Source organism: Bacteroidales bacterium (assembly GCA_014860585.1).
Taxonomy (GTDB): domain Bacteria; phylum Bacteroidota; class Bacteroidia; order Bacteroidales; family 4484-276; genus RZYY01.
Genome location: JACZJL010000047.1, coordinates 1 through 19870, shown reverse-complemented (window position 1 = coordinate 19870; position 19870 = coordinate 1). Strand labels below are relative to the sequence as shown.

General features: G+C 41.7%; 20 protein-coding genes. 7 read left to right on the top strand and 13 right to left on the bottom strand.

Features of this window, described 5'->3' with window-relative positions:
* Nucleotides 1-39: 39 nt before the first annotated feature.
* From IH598_05665 to purN, 4 genes are all read right to left on the bottom strand, one after another.
* A complete protein-coding gene (locus tag IH598_05665; GenBank protein MBE0637986.1) occupies nt 40-1083 on the bottom strand; it encodes an adenylate/guanylate cyclase domain-containing protein in 1044 nt (347 codons plus the stop codon).
* A 5-nt stretch (nt 1084-1088) separates the two neighbouring features.
* On the bottom strand, nt 1089-3155 hold the full coding sequence (locus IH598_05660; GenBank protein MBE0637985.1) for an adenylate/guanylate cyclase domain-containing protein: 2067 nt from the start codon (nt 3153-3155) through the stop codon (nt 1089-1091).
* Between the two features lie 26 nt (nt 3156-3181).
* Nucleotides 3182-3607, bottom strand: coding sequence for a response regulator (locus tag IH598_05655; GenBank protein ID MBE0637984.1), 426 nt, complete (start codon nt 3605-3607; stop codon nt 3182-3184).
* Between the two features lie 139 nt (nt 3608-3746).
* On the bottom strand, nt 3747-4343 hold the full coding sequence (gene purN, locus IH598_05650) for a phosphoribosylglycinamide formyltransferase (GenBank protein ID MBE0637983.1): 597 nt from the start codon (nt 4341-4343) through the stop codon (nt 3747-3749).
* 242 nt (nt 4344-4585) lie between these two features.
* Here purN and IH598_05645 point away from each other — a divergent pair, with 242 nt between their 5' ends.
* The 5 genes from IH598_05645 (at nt 4586) to IH598_05625 (ending at nt 9466) form a co-directional block, all read left to right on the top strand.
* Nucleotides 4586-4822, top strand: coding sequence for an acyl carrier protein (locus tag IH598_05645; GenBank protein ID MBE0637982.1), 237 nt, complete (start codon nt 4586-4588; stop codon nt 4820-4822).
* Nucleotides 4823-4837: 15 nt separating this feature from the next.
* A complete protein-coding gene (gene fabF / locus IH598_05640) occupies nt 4838-6091 on the top strand; it encodes a beta-ketoacyl-ACP synthase II (GenBank protein ID MBE0637981.1) in 1254 nt (417 codons plus the stop codon).
* 63 nt (nt 6092-6154) lie between these two features.
* On the top strand, nt 6155-6838 hold the full coding sequence (gene rnc, locus IH598_05635) for a ribonuclease III (GenBank protein MBE0637980.1): 684 nt from the start codon (nt 6155-6157) through the stop codon (nt 6836-6838).
* 411 nt (nt 6839-7249) lie between these two features.
* A complete protein-coding gene (locus tag IH598_05630; protein MBE0637979.1) occupies nt 7250-8689 on the top strand; it encodes a HAMP domain-containing histidine kinase in 1440 nt (479 codons plus the stop codon).
* A 69-nt stretch (nt 8690-8758) separates the two neighbouring features.
* Entirely contained in the window at nt 8759-9466 is a 708-nt protein-coding gene (locus IH598_05625) for a response regulator transcription factor (GenBank protein ID MBE0637978.1), read from the top strand.
* A gap of 8 nt (nt 9467-9474) precedes the next feature.
* On the opposite strand, the gene IH598_05620 is transcribed toward IH598_05625, so the two are convergent.
* The 9 genes from IH598_05620 to IH598_05580 form a co-directional block, all read right to left on the bottom strand.
* Complete coding sequence (locus IH598_05620; protein MBE0637977.1) at nt 9475-9849, bottom strand: monovalent cation/H(+) antiporter subunit G; 375 nt, start codon at nt 9847-9849, stop codon at nt 9475-9477.
* The gene (locus tag IH598_05615; protein MBE0637976.1) at nt 9839-10120 is read right to left on the bottom strand and encodes a pH regulation protein F; all 282 of its coding nucleotides are present in this window, start codon (nt 10118-10120) and stop codon (nt 9839-9841) included. Before IH598_05615 ends, IH598_05620 begins: the two co-directional genes overlap by 11 nt.
* A 5-nt stretch (nt 10121-10125) precedes the next feature.
* On the bottom strand, nt 10126-10473 hold the full coding sequence (locus IH598_05610) for a Na+/H+ antiporter subunit E (protein MBE0637975.1): 348 nt from the start codon (nt 10471-10473) through the stop codon (nt 10126-10128).
* Nucleotides 10470-11963: a Na+/H+ antiporter subunit D gene (locus IH598_05605; protein MBE0637974.1), complete on the bottom strand. Its 1494-nt coding sequence runs from the start codon at nt 11961-11963 to the stop codon at nt 10470-10472. The genes IH598_05610 and IH598_05605 overlap by 4 nt, the downstream gene beginning before the upstream one ends.
* Before the next feature lie 3 nt (nt 11964-11966).
* Nucleotides 11967-12308, bottom strand: a complete 342-nt coding sequence (locus IH598_05600) for a Na+/H+ antiporter subunit C (protein MBE0637973.1) — start codon at nt 12306-12308, stop codon at nt 11967-11969.
* Complete coding sequence (locus IH598_05595) at nt 12299-12691, bottom strand: Na(+)/H(+) antiporter subunit B (protein ID MBE0637972.1); 393 nt, start codon at nt 12689-12691, stop codon at nt 12299-12301. Before IH598_05595 ends, IH598_05600 begins: the two co-directional genes overlap by 10 nt.
* 17 nt (nt 12692-12708) lie before the next feature.
* A complete protein-coding gene (locus IH598_05590; protein ID MBE0637971.1) occupies nt 12709-15030 on the bottom strand; it encodes a putative monovalent cation/H+ antiporter subunit A in 2322 nt (773 codons plus the stop codon).
* A gap of 311 nt (nt 15031-15341) precedes the next feature.
* Nucleotides 15342-16538: a porin gene (locus IH598_05585; protein MBE0637970.1), complete on the bottom strand. Its 1197-nt coding sequence runs from the start codon at nt 16536-16538 to the stop codon at nt 15342-15344.
* A gap of 58 nt (nt 16539-16596) precedes the next feature.
* On the bottom strand, nt 16597-17514 hold the full coding sequence (locus IH598_05580; GenBank protein MBE0637969.1) for an EamA family transporter: 918 nt from the start codon (nt 17512-17514) through the stop codon (nt 16597-16599).
* Nucleotides 17515-17735: 221 nt separating this feature from the next.
* Here IH598_05580 and IH598_05575 point away from each other — a divergent pair, with 221 nt between their 5' ends.
* Both IH598_05575 and IH598_05570 read left to right on the top strand, forming a co-directional pair.
* A complete protein-coding gene (locus IH598_05575; GenBank protein MBE0637968.1) occupies nt 17736-19475 on the top strand; it encodes a C69 family dipeptidase in 1740 nt (579 codons plus the stop codon).
* Between the two features lie 174 nt (nt 19476-19649).
* The coding region (locus IH598_05570; protein MBE0637967.1) for a hypothetical protein at nt 19650-19870 on the top strand (221 nt) is incomplete at its 3' end.

Sequence of the window (19870 nt, the reverse complement as noted above, 5' to 3'; positions counted from 1 at the left end):
ATTTGAGTTACATGTATTAATAGATTGTTAAACAAGCAATTACTTTAAAAGATTTATTTTTTTATCAACCGACGAAATCGCAACCGGAACCGCTTTTCCCCTGAATTTAATTTCTCCCAGGGTTTGAAACAGGTATTCATCAGCAGGTAACATTTTTCTGAGCATAACATCAGAGATGATCAACTGCCTGTTAAACTCATTGCAAGCTTCCTCAATGCGGGCTGTAGTATTCATCACATCACCCAGGAAAGTAATTTCCTTCTTGATAAAACCCATTTCACCAGTTACAACAATACCACCATGAATGCCGGCTTTAAACTGTGGAACTATGTTATACAATTTCAGATACTTATCACTATTTTGAGCGATGAGCTCCTGTAGCATAAAAAAGCACTTTAAGGGGTTGGCGTTTTTGATGGCACGCTTCATTTTCCAACTTATTATCGCTTCATCACCAACGTATTTGTAAATTTCACCACCAGTTTCCAGAACAGGGATTGACAGATCGTAAAAAAAATCGTTAAGCAGTGAAAGAAACTTTTTATGGCCGATCTGCTCGGCAATCGAGGTGGAGGACTTCATGTCGAGAAACATAAAGATCCTTTCCTCTTCAAAGGGCTTGTGGTATTTGCCGGTAAAAAGTTTTATGAGGAAGTTTTTCCCAAGCAAAGTATCGAACATTGAGTAAGAGCTGAACAGAAAGCTCATGAAAAGGCCAAAAACAACTCCATAGAGCATGGCATCACTAAAAAAAATCTGTTGTAACACTTCCTGTTGCAAAATCCTGAAATTAAACCCATTGAAGATAATCATCGAAGTGATGACTGAAAAGATGATGATTAAAACATAAAAAATGGTACTGGTGAGTAAAGAGAGGAAAAAATTGAATTGTTTTAATTTTCTTTCCAGGAAATATTCATACAAAAAGATCCAGGAATAAACCTGAAAACCGATCATGATTCCAAGAAGATAAACTTTCCAATCGCCATTGAAAAGCAGGTAAATGAATGCTCCGGATAGAAGACCAGAAAGACTGGCTTTTAGTAAGAAAGATTTAAGATTTTCGATTTGTGGGTAAGGCATGAGGATCAGTATTTGTCTTTGAGGGTGGCCACGCCATCCCAGTCTTCCGGAAGTCCAAAATCAATGATATTTTTACATCGGGCTATATAAAGCTGCGTTGCTTTATCCGTTGGATTCATTTCATGAATTCTTTTAAAAATCTCTAAAGCAGCATCGAACGCTTTGGTTTTGTACAATTGCAAACCCCGCCCAAACTCCTGTTTTGTTTTTATTTTCAGATTTTTAATCTCAGATGGTTCGCCATCAAGTATTTCAAAAATATAAACGGCCTCTTTTTTTCCTTTCACCTTTACCACATCCAGAAAGCGATAGTTGTACCTTGAAGGATCTTCCAGTTTGATGAGTGTGTCCTGGCTAATGATGATGGAGGTTCCGTACATTTTTGTAAGGCCTTCAATCCGTGAAGCGAGATTCACTGCATCCGACACCACTGTGCCGTCCATTCTGCCGTGCCCGCCAACAATCCCGAGCATCAGGTTACCGGTATGAATACCAATTCCGCTGTTGGTTGTTGTTTTCCCTTCAAGCTTACGCTTCAGGTTGAAATCCGACAAGGCTGCGCGCATTTCGATGGCAGCATCAACGGCGTTTTCCACATTTCCCATGAAAAGCGCCATGATGGAGTCGCCGATGTACTTGTCAATGAATCCGTGATTCCGCGAAATCACCGGTTCCATCTGGCTGAGGTAGTCATTCAGAAAATCGAAGGTCTCTTTTGGGGTCATCTCTTCCGATAATGCTGTAAAATCGCGGATGTCTGTAAATAATACCGACATTTCCTTTTGCACCTGGTCGCCGAGTTGTATTTCGGTGATGCTTTCTTTTCCCAGAATATCAAGGAACTGTTTTGGCACAAAGCGAAAGTAAGCCTCGTTCATCTTCGAAATGTTGGCGATATAATTCTCAATCCGCCCTGCCATATCGTTATATCCCTCCGCAAGCTCGCCTATCTCATCATTGTTGCGGACAACGGTGTAATTTACATTTTTACGTTCACCGGTCCTTTGCATATTGTAAATCAGCTCTTTCACCGGGTAAACAATATCCATGGTTGTCCACTTTACAAACAGGGTCAGGTAAATGAACGAAACTAAAATACCCAGTCCGATACCAAAGAACATGATGAGGCCGTCCAGCACGTTAACAAAAACCAATCCTCCCATATTTCCTGCCGGGTCCGGGTTTTCAATAATCATTTTCATCATTCCGCTGTAACGGCCAAACAGAATCGCGATTTGATCTTCAGTGAACGATTTCAGATTCAATTCACTGATTTTGGTCAGGCTCATGATCAGGTAAACAATCACGATAGAAAGCGGGAGCAGGGTAGTCATGGCGCTTGAAATCCAGAAACGACTTTTGATTCTTCCTTTTGCAAATTTGAATACCCTTCGCCTTAGCTCTTCTTTTGAAAAGAGATAATCGAGGTACTTGATATGAACACGGTGTTTTTCCCAGAAATAAACGAAAAGAACAGTAAGCAGTGCCGCAAAGAATGAGATAAGGAAAAAACGGTTAAACAGCGGATATCCGCTTTCGGAACCATCCTGTATGGATGGTGTTATTATGATCATATAAATTAAAGTCGCAGCCAGTGCACTCCCAAGAATTCCTGCGTTAAACCATGGCGAGACCAAAATGTACTTTTTACAGAATGAAAACAACCGGTCAGAAATTTTCTTGTTTCGGCGTTTCCGCCGGAAATATCTTTTGAATGGATAATTAAAAATGAAACCGGCAAGAAAGCTGACCAATAATGCATTAAAAAGAAAGCTGAAAGATTTGTTAAGCAATTGGTTTTGGGCGTCGGTAATTTGCTCTCCTTCATATTTTACTTTAAATAATCCATCATCACCACGATCAGACTTAGCCACGGGAATGGAATCAAGTGGAGAAATGCCAGTGGACGCTTTGGCCTGATTCATCAGCACGCCGCTTTTTTCTATCAGTGTTGGCAGGCTCTGCAGGAGCAGGAAGCCTGCAAATGGCAAAACCAACAGCAAATAGAGCAGGGTTGATGTAAAATAGATCCGAAACCCATAAAAACTTGGAAATTTCTTCAGACCATCCATTACAATTTTAGTTTATATTCACCTGATTAAACTCTTTTATCTCTTTTAATTAGGGCAGCTCTGATCAGGGCGATTAACTCGTTTGGATTTATTGGTTTAATAAAAAATTCATCCATTCCCGATGCCAGGCATTCACTTCGTGAAGCAGTTGCTAAAAACACTGACTGTCCGATGATTACTACATCTTCCCTGATTAGTTTCAAATTACGTGCTGCATCAAGCGCTTTGATGTCGGGCAGGTCAACGTCCAGAAGCACAACGTCTATCCTTTTGCTTTCGATGCATTTTCGCATACCCTCAAGTCCTGAGCGTGCATATTCAATCTTTGCGTGAGTTGGCGCGAGTGCCGCTTTCAATATCTCGAAATTGTCCTGAACGTTGTCAACGATCAGGATCGTCCTGTAACGCCAGTTGACTTTGATTTCCAGAGGGTCTTTTGGTTTTTTACCCATTATTTTACAATAGAAGAGTTTTAAGAATTGTTCAGTAAATTTATTGACAAAATTAAGCAAACCACTCAATTGATCAACTCAGATTTCATTAAATGACGAAAAACAAGAAGAAATATTATTACTGCAGGTGAATGAAATACTAATCATGGTGATGCTTTAAGAAACTTATCCTGTCATATAATACATGCTCAATTACTTTGGGATAATGCTTATGCTCAAGCTGATGCACCTTGTGTGCCAGCTTTTCCGGTGTATCTCCGGCTTCAATTTTGCAGGTGGCTTGAAAGATAATGTTTCCATGATCGTATTTTTCATCAACAAAATGGATTGTAATCCCACTTTCAGTTTCACCTGCATCAATCACAGCTTTGTGTACAATATCTCCATACATGCCTTTACCTCCATAACCCGGAAGTAAAGCAGGATGAATATTGAGGATTCGATTCGGATACGCAGCAACCAGGTTTGATGGAACCAGCCAAAGAAAACCTGCCAGGACGATCAGGTCAATTTTTGCTTCCACCAACCACTCCAACACCTCATCAGTCTTATAAAAAGAACTTCGATCAAACACCCTTGCCGGAATTCCGAGTCTATTCGCCCGTTTCAACACAAAAGCATCCTGCCGGTTCGATAATATCATTGCCACCTCAACAGCATTGTTTCCGGTGAAATATTCAGCAATTCGCTGGGCATTTGACCCGTTTCCCGAAGCAAAAATGGCAATTCGTTTCATTGGTGTTCAAACTTTATTTCAGCGATCAAAGTAAAGCAACTTTAATTTATTCATCGCTAAAAGTATTGGAAATTTTGGTTTTTTTCAATAAACAACCAATTTTGGTAATGAGCGAATTACGCTTAAATATTTGTTTCTCTTTTGATTAAACAAAAGTTTTTTGAATTATTAGCAAAAATATTTTGGTCATAAGGGGTAAAAGTATTTCCTTTGCCGCCAGTTTAACTAAAAAAATAAAGAATATGTCTGACATTTCAACTAGAGTTAAAACGATCATCGTTGACAAGCTTGGCGTTGACGAAAACGAAGTTACACCACAAGCAAGTTTCACAAATGATCTTGGCGCTGATTCGCTTGACACCGTAGAACTTATTATGGAGTTCGAAAAAGAATTCAATATTGCTATTCCGGACGATCAGGCAGAAAAGATCTCGACTGTAGGCGATGCCATCTCCTATATCGAGACTAATGTAAAATAAAACAATCCAGCTGCAATGAATCTAAAACGGGTCGTTGTTACAGGATTAGGTGCAATTACCCCATTAGGCAATACTGTTGACGAATTATGGAACAGCTTGCTCAATGGGGTAAGCGGCGCTGCCGCTATTACGCGCTTTGATGCTTCCAGGTACAAAACACAATTTGCATGTGAAATAAAAAACTACGAGCCTACCGACTATTTCGACCGAAAAGAGGTCAGGAAGATAGACCCGTATGCACAATTTGCAATGATAGCTGCCGATCAGGCCATCGAAGACGCAAAGTTTGATCTCGACAAACTGGATAAAGACAGGGTTGGAGTGATCTTTGGAACAGGCATCGGCGGGTTCACCTCATTTTTGAATGAGGTGGTCGAATTTGCCAAAGGAGATGGTACGCCGCGGTTCAATCCTTTTTTTATTCCAAAAATTATTGGCGATATTGCTCCCGGCCATATTTCGATCAAATATGGATTCAGGGGCCCGAATTATGCAACTACTTCTGCTTGTGCATCGGCAGGACATGCCATTTTGGATGCTTTCAACCATATCAGGCTTGGCAAAGCCGACGTTTTTGTAACAGGTGGCGCCGAAGCTGGTGTTAATCCGGCAGGCATCGGAGGCTTCAACGCAATGCACGCCATATCAACACGAAATGATGATCCAAAAACCGCATCCCGCCCGTTTGATAAGGACAGGGACGGATTTGTTCTGGGTGAAGGCGGTGGCGCTTTGATCCTTGAAGAGTACGAACATGCTTTAAAAAGAGGCGCCACGATCTATGCCGAAATTGCTGGTGAAGGCAGCTCTGCTGACGCTTATCATATCACCTCACCTCATCCCGACGGACTTGGGGCAATGATGGCAATGAGGCTTGCTATCCGGGATGCCGGAATGAAACTCACCGATGTTGACCACATCAATACCCACGGAACTTCCACACCGGTTGGGGATATTGCCGAACCCAAAGCAGTTGTAAGTCTTTTCGGAGAACATGCCTATAAAATCAACCTGAACGCTACCAAATCAATGCATGGTCATTTGCTGGGTGCTGCTGCAGTGGTTGAAGTGATTGCAACAATTCTCACTGTGAAAAACAATATCATTCCCCCGACGATCAATCACTTTACCGATGATCCGGAAATTGATAATAATCTCAACTTCACTTTTCATCAAGCGGTGAAACGCCAGGTTGATTTTGCACTCTCTAATGCTTTTGGTTTCGGAGGTCACAACACCTGTATCGCTATTAAAAAATTTAAGGCCTAATCTGGTTTTCCGTTGATCTTGCTCAGTAGAATAAAAGCTTGTTTATCGTCCGATAAAAACCTGATCATTTCCCTGAAGAACATTTTTGGATTTTACCCGGGAAATGTCATGATTTATAAGTTGGCCTTACTTCATCGCTCGGCCGCAACGGAGCAAAATGGCCACAAACTTTCCAACGAACGACTCGAATATTTAGGCGATGCGGTGTTAAGTTCCATCGTTGCTGACTACTTATTCAAAAAATTCCCCTATAAAGAAGAAGGTTTTCTCACCGAAATGCGCTCAAAACTGGTCAGTCGCGAACAACTGAACAAGCTGTCCAATAAGATGGGGATTCATCAGTTTATTCAATCCAGCCAGGATTCAAAGTCTTTTTTCCGATCGATGACCGGCGATGCATTTGAGGCTTTGATCGGAGCTATTTATCTGGATAAAGGATATAATTTCACCAGAAAAGTTGTTGTCAACCGGATAATCAATGTTCATTTTGACATTGACGAGCTGGAAAAGTTTGAGAACAATTTTAAAAGCAAGCTGATCGAATGGTCGCAAAAAGAGCGCAAAGAGGTAAAATTCAATGTGGTGTCGGAAGTTGGAACAGGTAGCAAAAAGCAATACGTGGTCGAAATTGTAATAGATGAAAAGGTTTATGCAACCGGGTGTGATTTTTCGATAAAAGGCGCCGAAAAGATTGCTTCCGAAAAAGCTTTTGCATTACTTCCGGTTGAAGAAGAGCCTGCTATTTAAATCTCTGCTGCCAGGCAAATAATTTACTAACCTTTCCTGTCTCATTGCCCAAATCAGTTTGCCGGGATGATTTATGCGCAAGTTTATTCATATCTCCGGACTTCGAACAAAACGCCAGCCTTAAAAGCAAACACCATAATTGAACTGACCCATAAAGAAAGCGCTTTCAATTCCATATTTTTGATCCAGTAAATATGTGCCCAAAAGCACCCCCTCCATAATAGGGCGAAAGTTTTCCCGGAGATGTAAAAAGAGAAGGTGTTGCTCATCAGCCAAAAACCGCGAAAGTTAAAGGACTTTAATTAACGTTAAATTACGTTAATCATTGACTTTGAGGATTTTTGATCGATTACTTTTGTCTGGAAATTGGGACATCGATAGCTCCCTGAATTTTTAGCCCAATAAAGCGTTATGAACAAGAACCTGATCAATCTTATCATTCTTATCATCTCATTTGTGCTGCTAAGCTTAATAGCAGTTCAGGTCTATTGGGTAAAAAATACCATTACAGTCGAACGAATGGATTTTGAAAACAAAGTGAATGAAGCGGTGTCAAACGTTATTACCAAACTTGAAAAAATTGAAACTTACGATCAGTTGCAGACTACACTCATTCAAAAAGCCAATGTGAACCGGTTTATCAGTTCGATTGATACCATTAACATGCTGCTCACTGATAGCCTTTTTTTAGCTTCAGATGCTGAGGAGATCAAAAAGATCATTCGCAAGACTTACCTGGCAAGAGAAGTTCTTGGCGAAATGCTTGATGATAAGATGAAATTTGACATTGAGCTTGCGTTGAATAAATCTATCCTTGACTCGCTTTTACAAAAAGAATTGTTGAATAAGGGGATTGAAACATTGTATGAGTTTGGGGTATTCAGTGCCTCCAGGCAAAAGTTAATATTTGAACGCACCGGACAATTCAAAGAACAGTTGATGGATAATGCACTTGTTTACACCCTTTACCCGGGCGAATTGCACGAGAATCCCGATTACCTGATGATTTACTTTCCTTACAAAACTCGTTTTTTAATTAAACAAACAGCCAGTATGATACTGATTTCACTTATCCTTATTATCATCATCATGATGCTCTTTGTTTATGTAATCAAAATCATTGTCTGGCAAAACCGCCTGTCGGAGATGAAAACCGACTTCATCAACAACATGACGCACGAAATCAAAACCCCAATCTCCACCATTTCGCTGGCATGTGAAGCATTAAATGATGTGGACGTGAAGAAAAATGAACCGCTCGCCGATAGTTACATCAAAGTGATCAGTGATGAAAATCAGCGACTTGGGGGGATTGCCGAAAAAATTTTACAAAATGCCATCATCGAAAAAGAGGATTTCAGATTGAAGCGCGAAAAGGTTAATATTCATGATATCATTGATCACGTGATTCATATCATTGGCATTCAGGTAGAAGTGAAAGACGGGAAAATTACCAAAAACTTCAAGGCCGAGCGTCCGTTCGTTTTTGTTGATAAATGGCATCTTTCAAATGTCCTTTCAAACCTTATTGACAATGCCGCGAAATACACTCCCCGTAAGCCGCTCATCAAGGTTTCAACAAGCAACTATCCAGAAGGGGTTATAGTATCTATAAGTGATAACGGGATCGGAATCAGCAAGGAAAACCAGAAAAAAATATTTGATAAACTTTACCGGGTTCCTACCGGCAATATCCATGACGTTAAAGGTTTTGGCCTTGGGCTTAGTTATGTGAAAAATATTGTTGAGCGCCACGGAGGAAAAGTAACAGTTGTGAGCGAGTTGAAATCAGGATCCACATTCAGCCTGTTTTTACCGTTTACGGGGAAGACAAAAAAGACTGAAATTTAAAAATTTATTTTCTTTGTCTAAAAATCTGTTAATTTTACGCTCTGAAAATTAATTAAAAAGATCATCTCCATGGATAAAGGAATTCAAAAAGTTAAAGTACTACTTGCCGAAGATGACAAGAATCTCGGAAGTGTATTGAAATCCTATCTGGATGTAAAAGGTTATGAAACAACACTTTCAGTTAATGGTCAGGAAGCAATCAATGCATTTGATAAAGGCTATTTCAGTTTTTGTATTGTGGATGTGATGATGCCCATCAAAGATGGCTTTACTCTGGTGAAAGAGATCAGAGAAAAAGACAAAACCATTCCTGTACTCTTTTTAACTGCCAAATCAATGCAGGAAGACAAGCTCAAGGGTTTTTCCCTGGGCGCCGATGATTATCTCACCAAACCATTCAGCATGGAGGAATTACTTGTCAGGATGCAGGCCATTTTGCGCCGGGCACGTGAACGCAGGGGCGGGGAGATTGGGAATAATATTTTCAAAGTCGGCGAATATATTTTCGATTTCAACAGGCAGATGCTCAGCTATAAGGATAAAGATCAAAAACTCACCTCTAAGGAATCGGCATTACTCAGATTACTATCCCTGAACCTAAACCAGGTGCTCGACAGAAGTTATGCCCTTAAGGAGATTTGGAGCGACGACAGTTATTTCAATGCGAGGAGTATGGATGTTTATATTACCAAGCTTCGCAAGTTTCTGAAAGATGACAAAAACGTTGAACTCATCAACGTTCATGGAATAGGATTTAAGCTGGTTTCAAACCTTTAGTCCGGGAATCAAAATTTTCCCGATTTCTTTCCAAACGAACCGATTTCTTTTTTTAAAGAAGATTCTTCTTCCATTTCATCAACAATTGTATTTTCATCCTTTTTCACACCCATCGAATGTGCAACACTTGAGATCATATGTGAACCAACTGGTGTGGTAAGAAAAACAAAAAACAGGATTATCAACCCTTCAAACGAAGTCCAGAATTTGAAAAAATAAACGATGATAGACATGACCATCAGAAAAATCCCTAATGACGGTGCTTTGGTGGAGGCATGCATGCGCATATAAAGATCATTAAGCCTAACCATACCAATGGAGGCGATCAGCATAAAAAAGGCGCCTGAAACAAGCAATATTCCCGCAATCCATTCACTTATCATGAAACCTCCGCTTTAAAAATCGTGAAACGGCCACATTGCCCATAAAAACAATAAGGGCAATAAAAACAGCCACATCAAGATAGATTGTTTGTCTGGTGTAAAAAACAAGGGTAAAAATCATACCGATCGTAAGATTGGCAAACAGATCAAGTGCTACAACCCTGTCGGGTAATGTAGGGCCTTTTACCAATCGCCAGAAAGTGATAGCCATCGAAAGGATGAGCATCCCAAATGCCACCAATGCAGCAAAATCAATTATGCTAAATTCCATAGTTTTCATCTGAAAATCTCCAATACCCTTTTTTCAAGGTTGGTCTTTATTTCTTGTTTGAACTTTTCCACATCATCAATGTTCCAACCATGAACATAAATGCACTTTTTGTCATCTGAAACATCAATACTTAGCGAGCCGGGAGTCATCGACAGCAGATTGAAAAGACTCAGAATTTCCTGGTCAGAGGTCACGTCAAGTTTTATCCTGACAATGCCCGGTGTCATTTTTGGATTCACAGAAAGAATATCGGCAGCAATCAGCAAGTTAGCTTTGATCATCTCAATAATGTAGTAAGCAACAAATCTGATGACCAGATAACTTTTTAACAATATTTTGATTAAGTATTTCATGATGATCTCCTTAAAACAGCCTGTATATATTCGGCGGGATTGATCAACTGATCAGCAGCCCTGGTACTTAGATTAATGAACGGTTCGGCAGCCACACCCAGAATGATGGTCAGCAGAGCAAGCACAATAACCGGAAGAAGCATGGTATAGGGAACCTTTTCTTTATTGTTGACAGCAGCGGTTACCGGTTGTTTTTTCCAAAAGCCTTCATTCCAGATTTTAATCATCGAAAACATCGTAAAAAGACTAACTAACACAGCTACTCCCGTGATGAGCCATTGATGTGCTTCAAATCCGGCAATGATGAGGAGTAATTTTCCAAAAAACCCTGATAAAGGCGGCACACCAGCCAATCCGGCCATGGGAATAAACATAAATAAAGCGATGAAGGGGTGGCTTCGATACAGCCCGCCAATGGCTTTCAGATCAAAACTCCCTTTGATGTGGTTCACAATTCCGGCCACCAGGAATGTATTTGTTTTTGTGATGATATTATGAGCAAGGAAATAAATAGCTCCGGCCACGCCGGAAACTGTGAACAGTCCAAGCCCAACTACCATGTATCCAATCTGACTGATGATGTGAAATGACAATATCCTCCTGATGTCGTACTGAGAGGCAGCAGTCAGTACACCGATTACCATAGTCAACCCGCCGATAGTAAGTAAAAGATGCTGCCACAGTTGCTGATCCTGCACAAATATCATGGTGAAAAATCTGATCATGGCGTAAATTCCAACTTTGGTCATCAAACCCGAAAATAGCGCTGTAATGGTGACCGGAGGTGTGTGGTAGGATGCCGGAAGCCAGAAAAAGAAGGGGAAAAGTGCAGCTTTGATCCCGAAAGCAATGAAAAACAACATGCCTGTTGTTGCAATCATTCCGGATGATTCGGTTTCACGCATTCTTAAAGCCAGGTCTGCAATATTCAGCGTTCCCGTCTTTCCGTAAAGCAATCCTATTGCAGCAAGGAAAATCATAGAAGAGATCAGGTTGATGGTCATGTATTTCAATCCGCCGTACATCTGAGCCTTGGACCCTCCGAGGGTAAGCAGGGCAAAGGAAGCAATAATCAATACCTCGAACCAGACATAAAGATTAAAGACGTCCCCCGTGAGGAAGGCGCCATTGACTCCCATTAACAGCACAGACATCAAAGGATAAAAACTTCCCTTATGATAATTTTTATTCAACCCTGAAACAGAATAAATACTGATGCTTAGCCCAATCAACCCTGACATGACCAGCATTATGGCGCTGAAAAGATCGGCCACCACAGTGATCCCGTAGGGGGCAGGCCAGTTGCCCAGTTGTGTTACAAGGATACCTTGATCAGAGACCCTGAACAGAATAAGGAGGCTGACCACCAGTTGCACCAAAGCGCCCAAAATGGCAAAAAACTGATTGATCGCCACCGCACGACGGAAGAACAGCAACAAAATGAACGTTGCAAAAGGGATAAGTACAGGTAACAGAATCAATGAAATCATATGTTAATCCTCAGTTACTTGGTCAATATCATCGGTGCCGCTTATTTGATAAAATCGGTACATCAACGCCAATGCAAAAGCAGTGATCCCAAATCCGATCACAATAGCAGTAAGAATTAGCGCTTGCGGAAGGGGATCGGCTACCCTGCCGGAAACCATGCCTGATCCCTTTTCGATAAACGCCGGGGCGCCGGAAGTAAGACCTCCAGCCAGCAGAATCAGCAGATTTGTTGCGTTTCCAAGGAAAATAATCCCAAGTATCAGTTTCACGATACTTCGCCGCAACAGCAGGTAAACGCCTGCTGCATACATTATTCCAATGACGATCGAAAATATCAGTTCCATGTTTCAAGATTTTCAAAAATAGCTATCATAATTACCAGTATTACAGCAATGACAGTGAGATAAACTCCAACATCAAAAAGTGTTGGTGTTCCAAGTTTTACACCCAATACCGAAATCCATTGTCCTGCCATGAACAATTCACCGATCAATGGGCCAAAAAAACCACTTGTCAATGCTACCGTTAATCCCAATGCCATCAGGGCAAAGGGTTTAATCCACATCTGTTCAACGGTTGCTTTTGCACCAAATGCCATCATGTAAAGGATATAACCCGAAGCAGCCATCAGGCCACCAATAAAACCTCCTCCCGGAACATTGTGCCCCCGGTATAAAACATACAATGACAGGATCAGAAGCATGGGCTTCAGGTAGCGGGCTGCCATTTGTAAAATTTGTGAACTCATTTCTGGCTGACTCCTTTCTTATCTTTAAACTTCATCGAAATTAAAGAATAAACAGCAATTGCAGCAATGGCAAGCACAGTGATTTCACCAAGGGTATCAAATGCCCGAAAATCAACAAGGATCACATTCACTACATTTCGGCCTTTTGCTATTGTCAGGCTATTTTCGTTAAAATAGGAGGAAATGGTGGGAAAAAGATTCATTTGGTTTGACATAAGCGCAAGGCCTGTCATAAACCCGCCAAAAACTAAAGCAATAACGCCATCCCTGATACGGGCAGATTTATTGCTGAAAACTTTGAATTTTGGCAGATGATAAATTACCATCACAAAAAGAATCACGATCAGCGTATCCACAAGAATTTGAGTGATTGCAAGGTCGGGAGCGCTGTAAAACAGGAAAACAAGGGCAACACCAAAACCCACCACTCCCATAGAAATAATGGCTGTTATCCTTGATCTGGTAAACACTGTAATAATAGTTGCAGCAACCATTATTGCAAAAACCCCAACCCCATAGTAGGAGAGTGGCTCGAAATCATAATCGAGCAGCCAGAATTCTGACTTAAGGATCATGAACCAAACCAGCAAGGAGGAGGCCAGGAAAATGACTATCAGATATAACCTTTGTTTACCGCTCTGCACTATTCGTGTTTTTTTCTTTGTAAAACTGAGAAAAGAATAGATAAAACTCCCGTAAACTTCAGTGAACCGAAACCGGATGATAATTGAATTTAACCGGATGAGTACAGGAACAATCCTGGCGCTAAAAATGAACAACAAAACTCCGGCGATCACAGTAATCAAACTGTAAAGCAATACCATATTGAATCCATGCCAAAGCGAAAGTTTCAGGTCAACGTCTTCGGCCATAATAGCCCGTACGGCAGGCCCGGCAATATTGTTTGCAAAAAAGTTTGGAAAAATAGCCAACACCAGACTGAAAACTGCCAGGACTGCAGGACCAAGCCAGAGATTGACAGGCGTTTCTTTAGGTTGCAATGGCATTGAACCAGCTTTACCAAAAAACACTCTCCAGGCAAAAATTCCTGAAATGGCAACTAACAGCGCATTGGATAAAATTCCCATGATAAGCAGGAAGTTGGCTGCATCCGGGATAGCATCCTTGGCTTCATAAATCAGTTCTTTACCAATGAAACCAATAAACGGAGGAAGTCCTGCCATCGAAAAAAGGGCAACCAAAGCAACGGCTGTGGTGAAAGGCATTGTTTTGCTTAACCCGCCAAGCTGATTTAAATCCCGGGTTCCAGCTTTTTTATCAATCGAACCGGCCACCATGAAAAGAGACCCTTTGTAAAGTGAGTGGACAACAAGAAAGATAATGGCAGCTTTAATTGATTCCACTGTGTTTATCCCGGTTAGAAGGATTAAAGTTCCAAGAGCGCTAATGGTAGTGTAAGCGAGTATTCGTTTCAGGTCGGTTTGGGTGAGGGCAAGATAGGCGCCAACGAACATCGTGGTAACTCCGGCAACTGTAAGCAATAACTTCCACTCAGGTGTACCTCCAAGTACCGGACTAAGTCGCATGAGCAGATATACACCCGCTTTGACCATTGTTGCTGAATGCAGGAACGCGCTCACCGGCGACGGACCGGCCATTGCACCGGGCAGCCAGAAATGAAACGGAAACTGAGCCGATTTGGTGAAAGCTCCCGCAGCGATCAGCAGCAAAATGGCCAGATATAAAGGATTATCCCTGATGATTTCGGGATTATTCAACAAATTTGTAATCTCGAAAGTTCCGGTAACCTGGTTGATCAAAACAATTCCGGAAAGGAGAGCCAGACCCCCGAGAGTAGTAATCAGCAGGGCTTGCTGTGATGCAAACCGCGACTCATCTTTTTCATGGAAAAACCCGATAAGCATGAATGAACTAACACTTGTAAGTTCCCAAAACAAGAACATCGTTACTAAGTTACCTGTCAGAACAAGCCCCATCATTGCCCCCATGAAAACCATCAGATACATGTAAAACCTGTCGGATAGCCCGTAATGTTTCATGTAATAACCTGAATAGACCAACACCAGAGAGCCAATCCCGGTAATCAGCAAAATGAACAACAGGCTCAACCCGTCAAGATAAAAAGTGAAGTGAATGCCAAGTGCCGGGATCCAGGAGGCTTGAGTCGTTATAGTTTCGCCACCGCCTATGATGAGCGACAAAGTGAGATAATGAAAAAAAGAAGCAAGTGGGAAAATGGCCAGCACCCAGCCAACGGTTCCTTTCAGCCATTTTTCAAGAAATGGGGCTAAAAGCGCTGCTCCAAAGATTACGATGATAGGAATGAACAGTTCCATTTTTTTTGTATGACGAATTTAAAACACCCTTTTTCAATTAATTGTTCAAGAAACTTACCCTTTGTTCAGTGCTCGCTGAAACATTTGCAACAGCACCGATGATTTTGCAGGTTGAATTATTTTTACAGCCCTGACAAGTCTTATGAAATTTATCAAGGTTTAAATTTACTGTGTTTTTCTCCTTTGCTCGAGCTCCCCGGACGATATTCTAATAGTTTTAAACACCACCGGGCCTAAAAAACCCTGCCAGGATGTGAGTCCCAACGTCTAACGCCCAACGTCCAACCTCTCATACGCTCTGTCCTTCGCCTTTAAATCCCCAGCTCCACCTGGAATAGCACATTGAAATATTTTTTTTCACCGCTAATACCACTGATAGCATTTTGTTTGATAAGGCTCGAGTTGGCCTGTAGTTTAACTTTGTGTCGATAAAGATATTTTGTCACACCAATGGTGTAATCGCTGATGGTAGAGTTGTGTTGGGAAATTTCTTCAGAAGGATTAACGATTGAATATCTACCGGCGATTTCCCAAAAATTCTGAAAACAAAAGCTAAGTTGCGTGTTTACCCCATTACCTGAATAAACATAAATCATGTCCTCGCCACTATAGGTAAAGGGGTCGTCAACCGTTCGCTGCATGTATTCTCCATACCACGCCCAACCTGAATATTTAAAGAGAATATCGCCATAGAAATTTTTCAAATCACGTTGTTCATAAAGATTACTTCCCCGCTGACCTGCACGCCGGATCGCTTTGTCGTTGTAACTGTAACCGGCCGCTACGGACAGTTTTGGAGTGGGTTCAAATTCCAGGTCACCTTCTGAAAAATCGCCATCATTGAGAAATCTGCCTAAGGGCATCAGTTCAACGCGCCCGGTGTAGGCAAGTCCGTCGTCAGAAGCCAGAGCATTTCGTCCTTCACCACTTGAAATTGCGGCTTTAAGGTTATAGTCCACCCCTGCGAAAAGATCAGAGTAATAGAACATCATTCCAAAATCGCGGTCGATATTGAACTCTGCATTGACCATCGAGCGATCAGCAAATTGAAGTTGCCCTGAAGAGTTAATTCTTTGTCGGTTTCCCGGTAGTTTCCCCTGGCCAAATCCGATGTAGAATTTCGGCGTAAAATGGTAATACACCATGGCGTCACGGATCACATTTGGCACATGCGACCCATCCCAGTCCTGATCAGAGCGTGAGAATGAAAGCTGAATATAGTAATTCAGTTTTTGGTTTTTAATGTAACCATCCAGCCTTAATCGCAAACGCCGCACGCGTGCTTCGACAAGATCAACTGACAGATCATCGGTTGATACTGTTTGAAATCCTGCCCTGTTCTGCATCCTAAACCGAAGATTCAACCCGAAAACTGAATCGGGAGCATTAAAACCCAATCCTTTATCAAAGCGGATCATCGCCCGTTCATCCACTTCAGTTTGAGAAAACCCTGCTCTGGTAATCATTGCGAGACACAGCAGCAACAACCATTTTTTGTAAATCATCATCCATATTCCAATTAATATGCACAGGCAAAAGTGCAAAAAATCCTAAACACTTTGACCATTAGTGAAAATTTGATTCAATATTGGGTTTAATCCTGATTTTTTTTGAAACCAGATAAACTCCGGTAAAAATCATCGCAGCAGCCAGCCCATGCTGCCAGGTAAGCAATTGGATACCGAGCCAAAACGAAATCAGGGTGGCGATGATCGGTTGCAGGTAAATATAATAACTCACCACACTGGCCTCGACAAATTTTAAAGCATAAATCGTGAACAGATAGGCAAAAAATGTGGTAGCCACGATGACAAAAAGCAACGAAAACCAGGTGTATGAAGTGAATCCGTCGAAACTTATTCCGATTGCCGAATTGATTGTGACTGGAATTGTGAACAAACTACCAAAAACAAAAACCCATTTCATTATGGTCACCGATTTGTACTTGTTCATCAAAGGCTTAATAATTACAAGGTAAATAGCGTATGCCAGCGTGTTAAGTACCGCCATAAGGTTCCCGGTAAAGGTGTCTGAATTAAATGACAAGTCTCCGCGATAAGTGATCAATACTACTGCACCGCCTGCACCAAGCAGTATTCCTGCAACTTTGAATGTCGAAATTCGCTCTTTGATCATCAGAGCGGCAATGATCAGGACAAATATTGGGTTGGAAACATGGATAATAGCCACATCCACAGGTGTTGAAAGATTGAGCCCGATAAAAAACAATAACTGATTCAGGGTGATACCAAAAAGCGCAGCCAGAGCCATCCGGATCAGATCATTTTTCTTTACACGCTCCCCGGGGCCCGCTAAGCCCAGAGCCCAATAGAGAAAACAGGCGCCGACTACCCTCAGCAATACCAGTTGTTGAGGGCTGACAAAATCGGGCATTAATCCTTTGGCAATCCAGTAATTGGCGCCAAAGATCATCGTGGCCAGTGCAAGCGAAAAGTGTGCTTTATAGGTGTTTTCCGCATTCATGGCGCAAAAGTAATTTTATGTTTGCATGCGGTATCCGCTTCTTTGCAAAGTGTGATGTATTTTCATTTTCAATTCTTTTTGTATTTTTGTGGTTTTCTTGAAGATACGATTTGAAAAAAGGAGTTTTTTGACAAAAACCGAGAGAAATCCCGGTTTTATTTTACCCGAAAAACAGGTTAAACACATTTGATAATCAACTAATAACAACAAAAACTTTTACAATGAAAAAACTTTTTTTATCGGTTTTCACACTCGTGATCTTTGTGTTGGCAGCCAATCATACAGCCAGCGCATGTACCAACTATCTGATAACCAAAGGAGCCTCCATTGACGGCTCCACGATGATCTCCTACTCAGCCGACTCTCATGTACTTTACGGTGAGTTGTATCACTGGTCTGCAGGCACCTGGCCCGAAGGCACGATGATGGATGTTTATGAATGGGATACGGGTAAATTTCTTGGACAGATTCTTCAGGCTATCCAAACTTACAATGTTGTGGGAAATATTAATGAACACCAGGTAGCCATTGGTGAAACTACCTATGGTGGCCGCGAAGAACTAGGAAGCCAGGAAGGCGCCATCGTTGACTATGGCAGCCTGATTTATATCACCCTTCAACGTGCTAGAACTGCCCGTGAAGCCATTAAGATTTTTCATGAGCTTACTTCAACCTATGGCTATTACAGTTCCGGCGAATCCTTTTCTATTGCCGACCCCAATGAAGTGTGGATTCTCGAAATGATCGGTAAAGGCAATGGAAACAAAGGCGCCGTTTGGGTTGCCCGAATGATCCCTGATGGCTACGTCTCCGGACACGCCAACCAGGCACGTATCACTACCTTCCCTCTCGCCGATAATAAAGTTTCTGTTACCAGCAAGAACTTTGACAAATTCCTCAAAGACAACAAAATAGAAACTATTTATGCTGATGACGTCATCTCTTTCGCCCGTGAAAAAGGGTATTTTAAAGGACAAGATAAAAACTTCAGTTTTTCTGATACCTATGCCCCGGTTGAATTTGGCGGCGCACGTTTCTGCGAAATGAGGGTTTGGACAATGTTCAACCGGGTAACTGCCGGAATGGATCAATATTTTGATTATGTAAAAGGGAACATCGAGCATGGCAGATCCCTCCCAAATGGCGATGACAATGTGGATCAATACGCAACCAACAGGATGCCTCTCTGGATTAAACCGGAGAAAAAAGTTGGCGTGCAGGATATGTTTGAGTTCATGCGAGACCATCTGCAGGGAACAGAACTTGATATGAGCAAAGACCTCGGTGCAGGTCCTTATGGCGTTCCAATCAGATGGCGACCGCTGACATGGAAGGTTGGCGATGTAACTTATTGCCACGAAAGAGTTACTGCAACCCAGCAGACAGGGTTTTCTTTTATCGCCCAGATGCGCAGCTGGCTGCCAAACCCAATTGGTGGTATCATCTGGTTTGGTGTTGATGACGCTACCTGCAGTGTTTACATGCCAATGTATTGTAGCATCAAACATGCGCCTTATTCGATGGAGCGTGGACATGGCGCCATGATGCGCTGGTCGGATGACGCTGCATTCTGGGTCTTCAACCAGGTAACCAATTTTGCTTATACACGCTGGAACACGATTTATCCTGAAGTGATCAACAAAATTCATACTTACGAGCAGGAGTTTGTTAAGCAAACACCTGCAATAGATGCCAAAGCCCTCGAATTATATAAATCCAGCCCGGAACAAGCAGTAAGTTTTCTGACTGATTACTCAACACGTCTTGGCGACCAGGTGACTGATGAATGGAAACATTTTTACCGCTACCTGTTTATGAGGTACATGGATGGGAACATCAAAACCCCGGTTCCAGGCCAGTTAAATCCTAAAGTGGAACAACCCGGATATCCCGTGGAATGGCTTGAAAGAATTGTGAAGGAAACCGGTGATCAATTTAAGGTGATCGGCTCGGGACATTAATTAGCTTTTAAAACTAAAACATTTAGCCGGAAATCCCTCCTGAAGGTGTTTCCGGCAATTTTTTATCATTACGACCATCAAATCATCGAATAGTAACTAATTTTGCTGCTTAATACAATAAACTATTGTTTTTAAGCATTTTAGAATAAATACACTGATTAAATCAACCGTTTTATGACCGAAGAAAGAAAAAGCAGGGACCAACAAAAACTCGTCTATCTGATTGCTGTAATCATCCTTTTGTTGTTACTCATTATCGTTGGCGTGCTCTATTTTGGAAAGAAATCAGAAATTAATGCACTGGTTGCCGAAAAAGAACAAATCCGTTCCGACCTGCAATCGGAACTCGATGCTTTGCTCATCGAACATGACCAGGTGAAAATGGACTATGGCAT

Bases quoted from the DNA above. Each gene is read 5' to 3' on its own strand.
- IH598_05630 (MBE0637979.1), top strand. From the start codon at position 7,250: ATGAACAAGAACCTGATCAATCTTATCATTCTTATCATCTCATTTGTG.
- IH598_05665 (MBE0637986.1), bottom strand. From the start codon at position 1,083: ATGCCTTACCCACAAATCGAAAATCTTAAATCTTTCTTACTAAAAGCC.
- IH598_05580 (MBE0637969.1), bottom strand. From the start codon at position 17,514: ATGAATGCGGAAAACACCTATAAAGCACACTTTTCGCTTGCACTGGCC.
- IH598_05645 (MBE0637982.1), top strand. From the start codon at position 4,586: ATGTCTGACATTTCAACTAGAGTTAAAACGATCATCGTTGACAAGCTT.
- purN (MBE0637983.1), bottom strand. From the start codon at position 4,343: ATGAAACGAATTGCCATTTTTGCTTCGGGAAACGGGTCAAATGCCCAG.
- IH598_05595 (MBE0637972.1), bottom strand. From the start codon at position 12,691: ATGGCAGCCCGCTACCTGAAGCCCATGCTTCTGATCCTGTCATTGTAT.
- IH598_05610 (MBE0637975.1), bottom strand. From the start codon at position 10,473: ATGAAATACTTAATCAAAATATTGTTAAAAAGTTATCTGGTCATCAGA.
- IH598_05585 (MBE0637970.1), bottom strand. From the start codon at position 16,538: ATGATGATTTACAAAAAATGGTTGTTGCTGCTGTGTCTCGCAATGATT.
- IH598_05620 (MBE0637977.1), bottom strand. From the start codon at position 9,849: ATGATAAGTGAATGGATTGCGGGAATATTGCTTGTTTCAGGCGCCTTT.
- IH598_05575 (MBE0637968.1), top strand. From the start codon at position 17,736: ATGAAAAAACTTTTTTTATCGGTTTTCACACTCGTGATCTTTGTGTTG.
- IH598_05660 (MBE0637985.1), bottom strand. From the start codon at position 3,155: ATGGATGGTCTGAAGAAATTTCCAAGTTTTTATGGGTTTCGGATCTAT.
- IH598_05615 (MBE0637976.1), bottom strand. From the start codon at position 10,120: ATGGAATTTAGCATAATTGATTTTGCTGCATTGGTGGCATTTGGGATG.
- IH598_05605 (MBE0637974.1), bottom strand. From the start codon at position 11,963: ATGATTTCATTGATTCTGTTACCTGTACTTATCCCTTTTGCAACGTTC.
- IH598_05600 (MBE0637973.1), bottom strand. From the start codon at position 12,308: ATGGAACTGATATTTTCGATCGTCATTGGAATAATGTATGCAGCAGGC.
- IH598_05625 (MBE0637978.1), top strand. From the start codon at position 8,759: ATGGATAAAGGAATTCAAAAAGTTAAAGTACTACTTGCCGAAGATGAC.
- IH598_05590 (MBE0637971.1), bottom strand. From the start codon at position 15,030: ATGGAACTGTTCATTCCTATCATCGTAATCTTTGGAGCAGCGCTTTTA.
- IH598_05655 (MBE0637984.1), bottom strand. From the start codon at position 3,607: ATGGGTAAAAAACCAAAAGACCCTCTGGAAATCAAAGTCAACTGGCGT.
- fabF (MBE0637981.1), top strand. From the start codon at position 4,838: ATGAATCTAAAACGGGTCGTTGTTACAGGATTAGGTGCAATTACCCCA.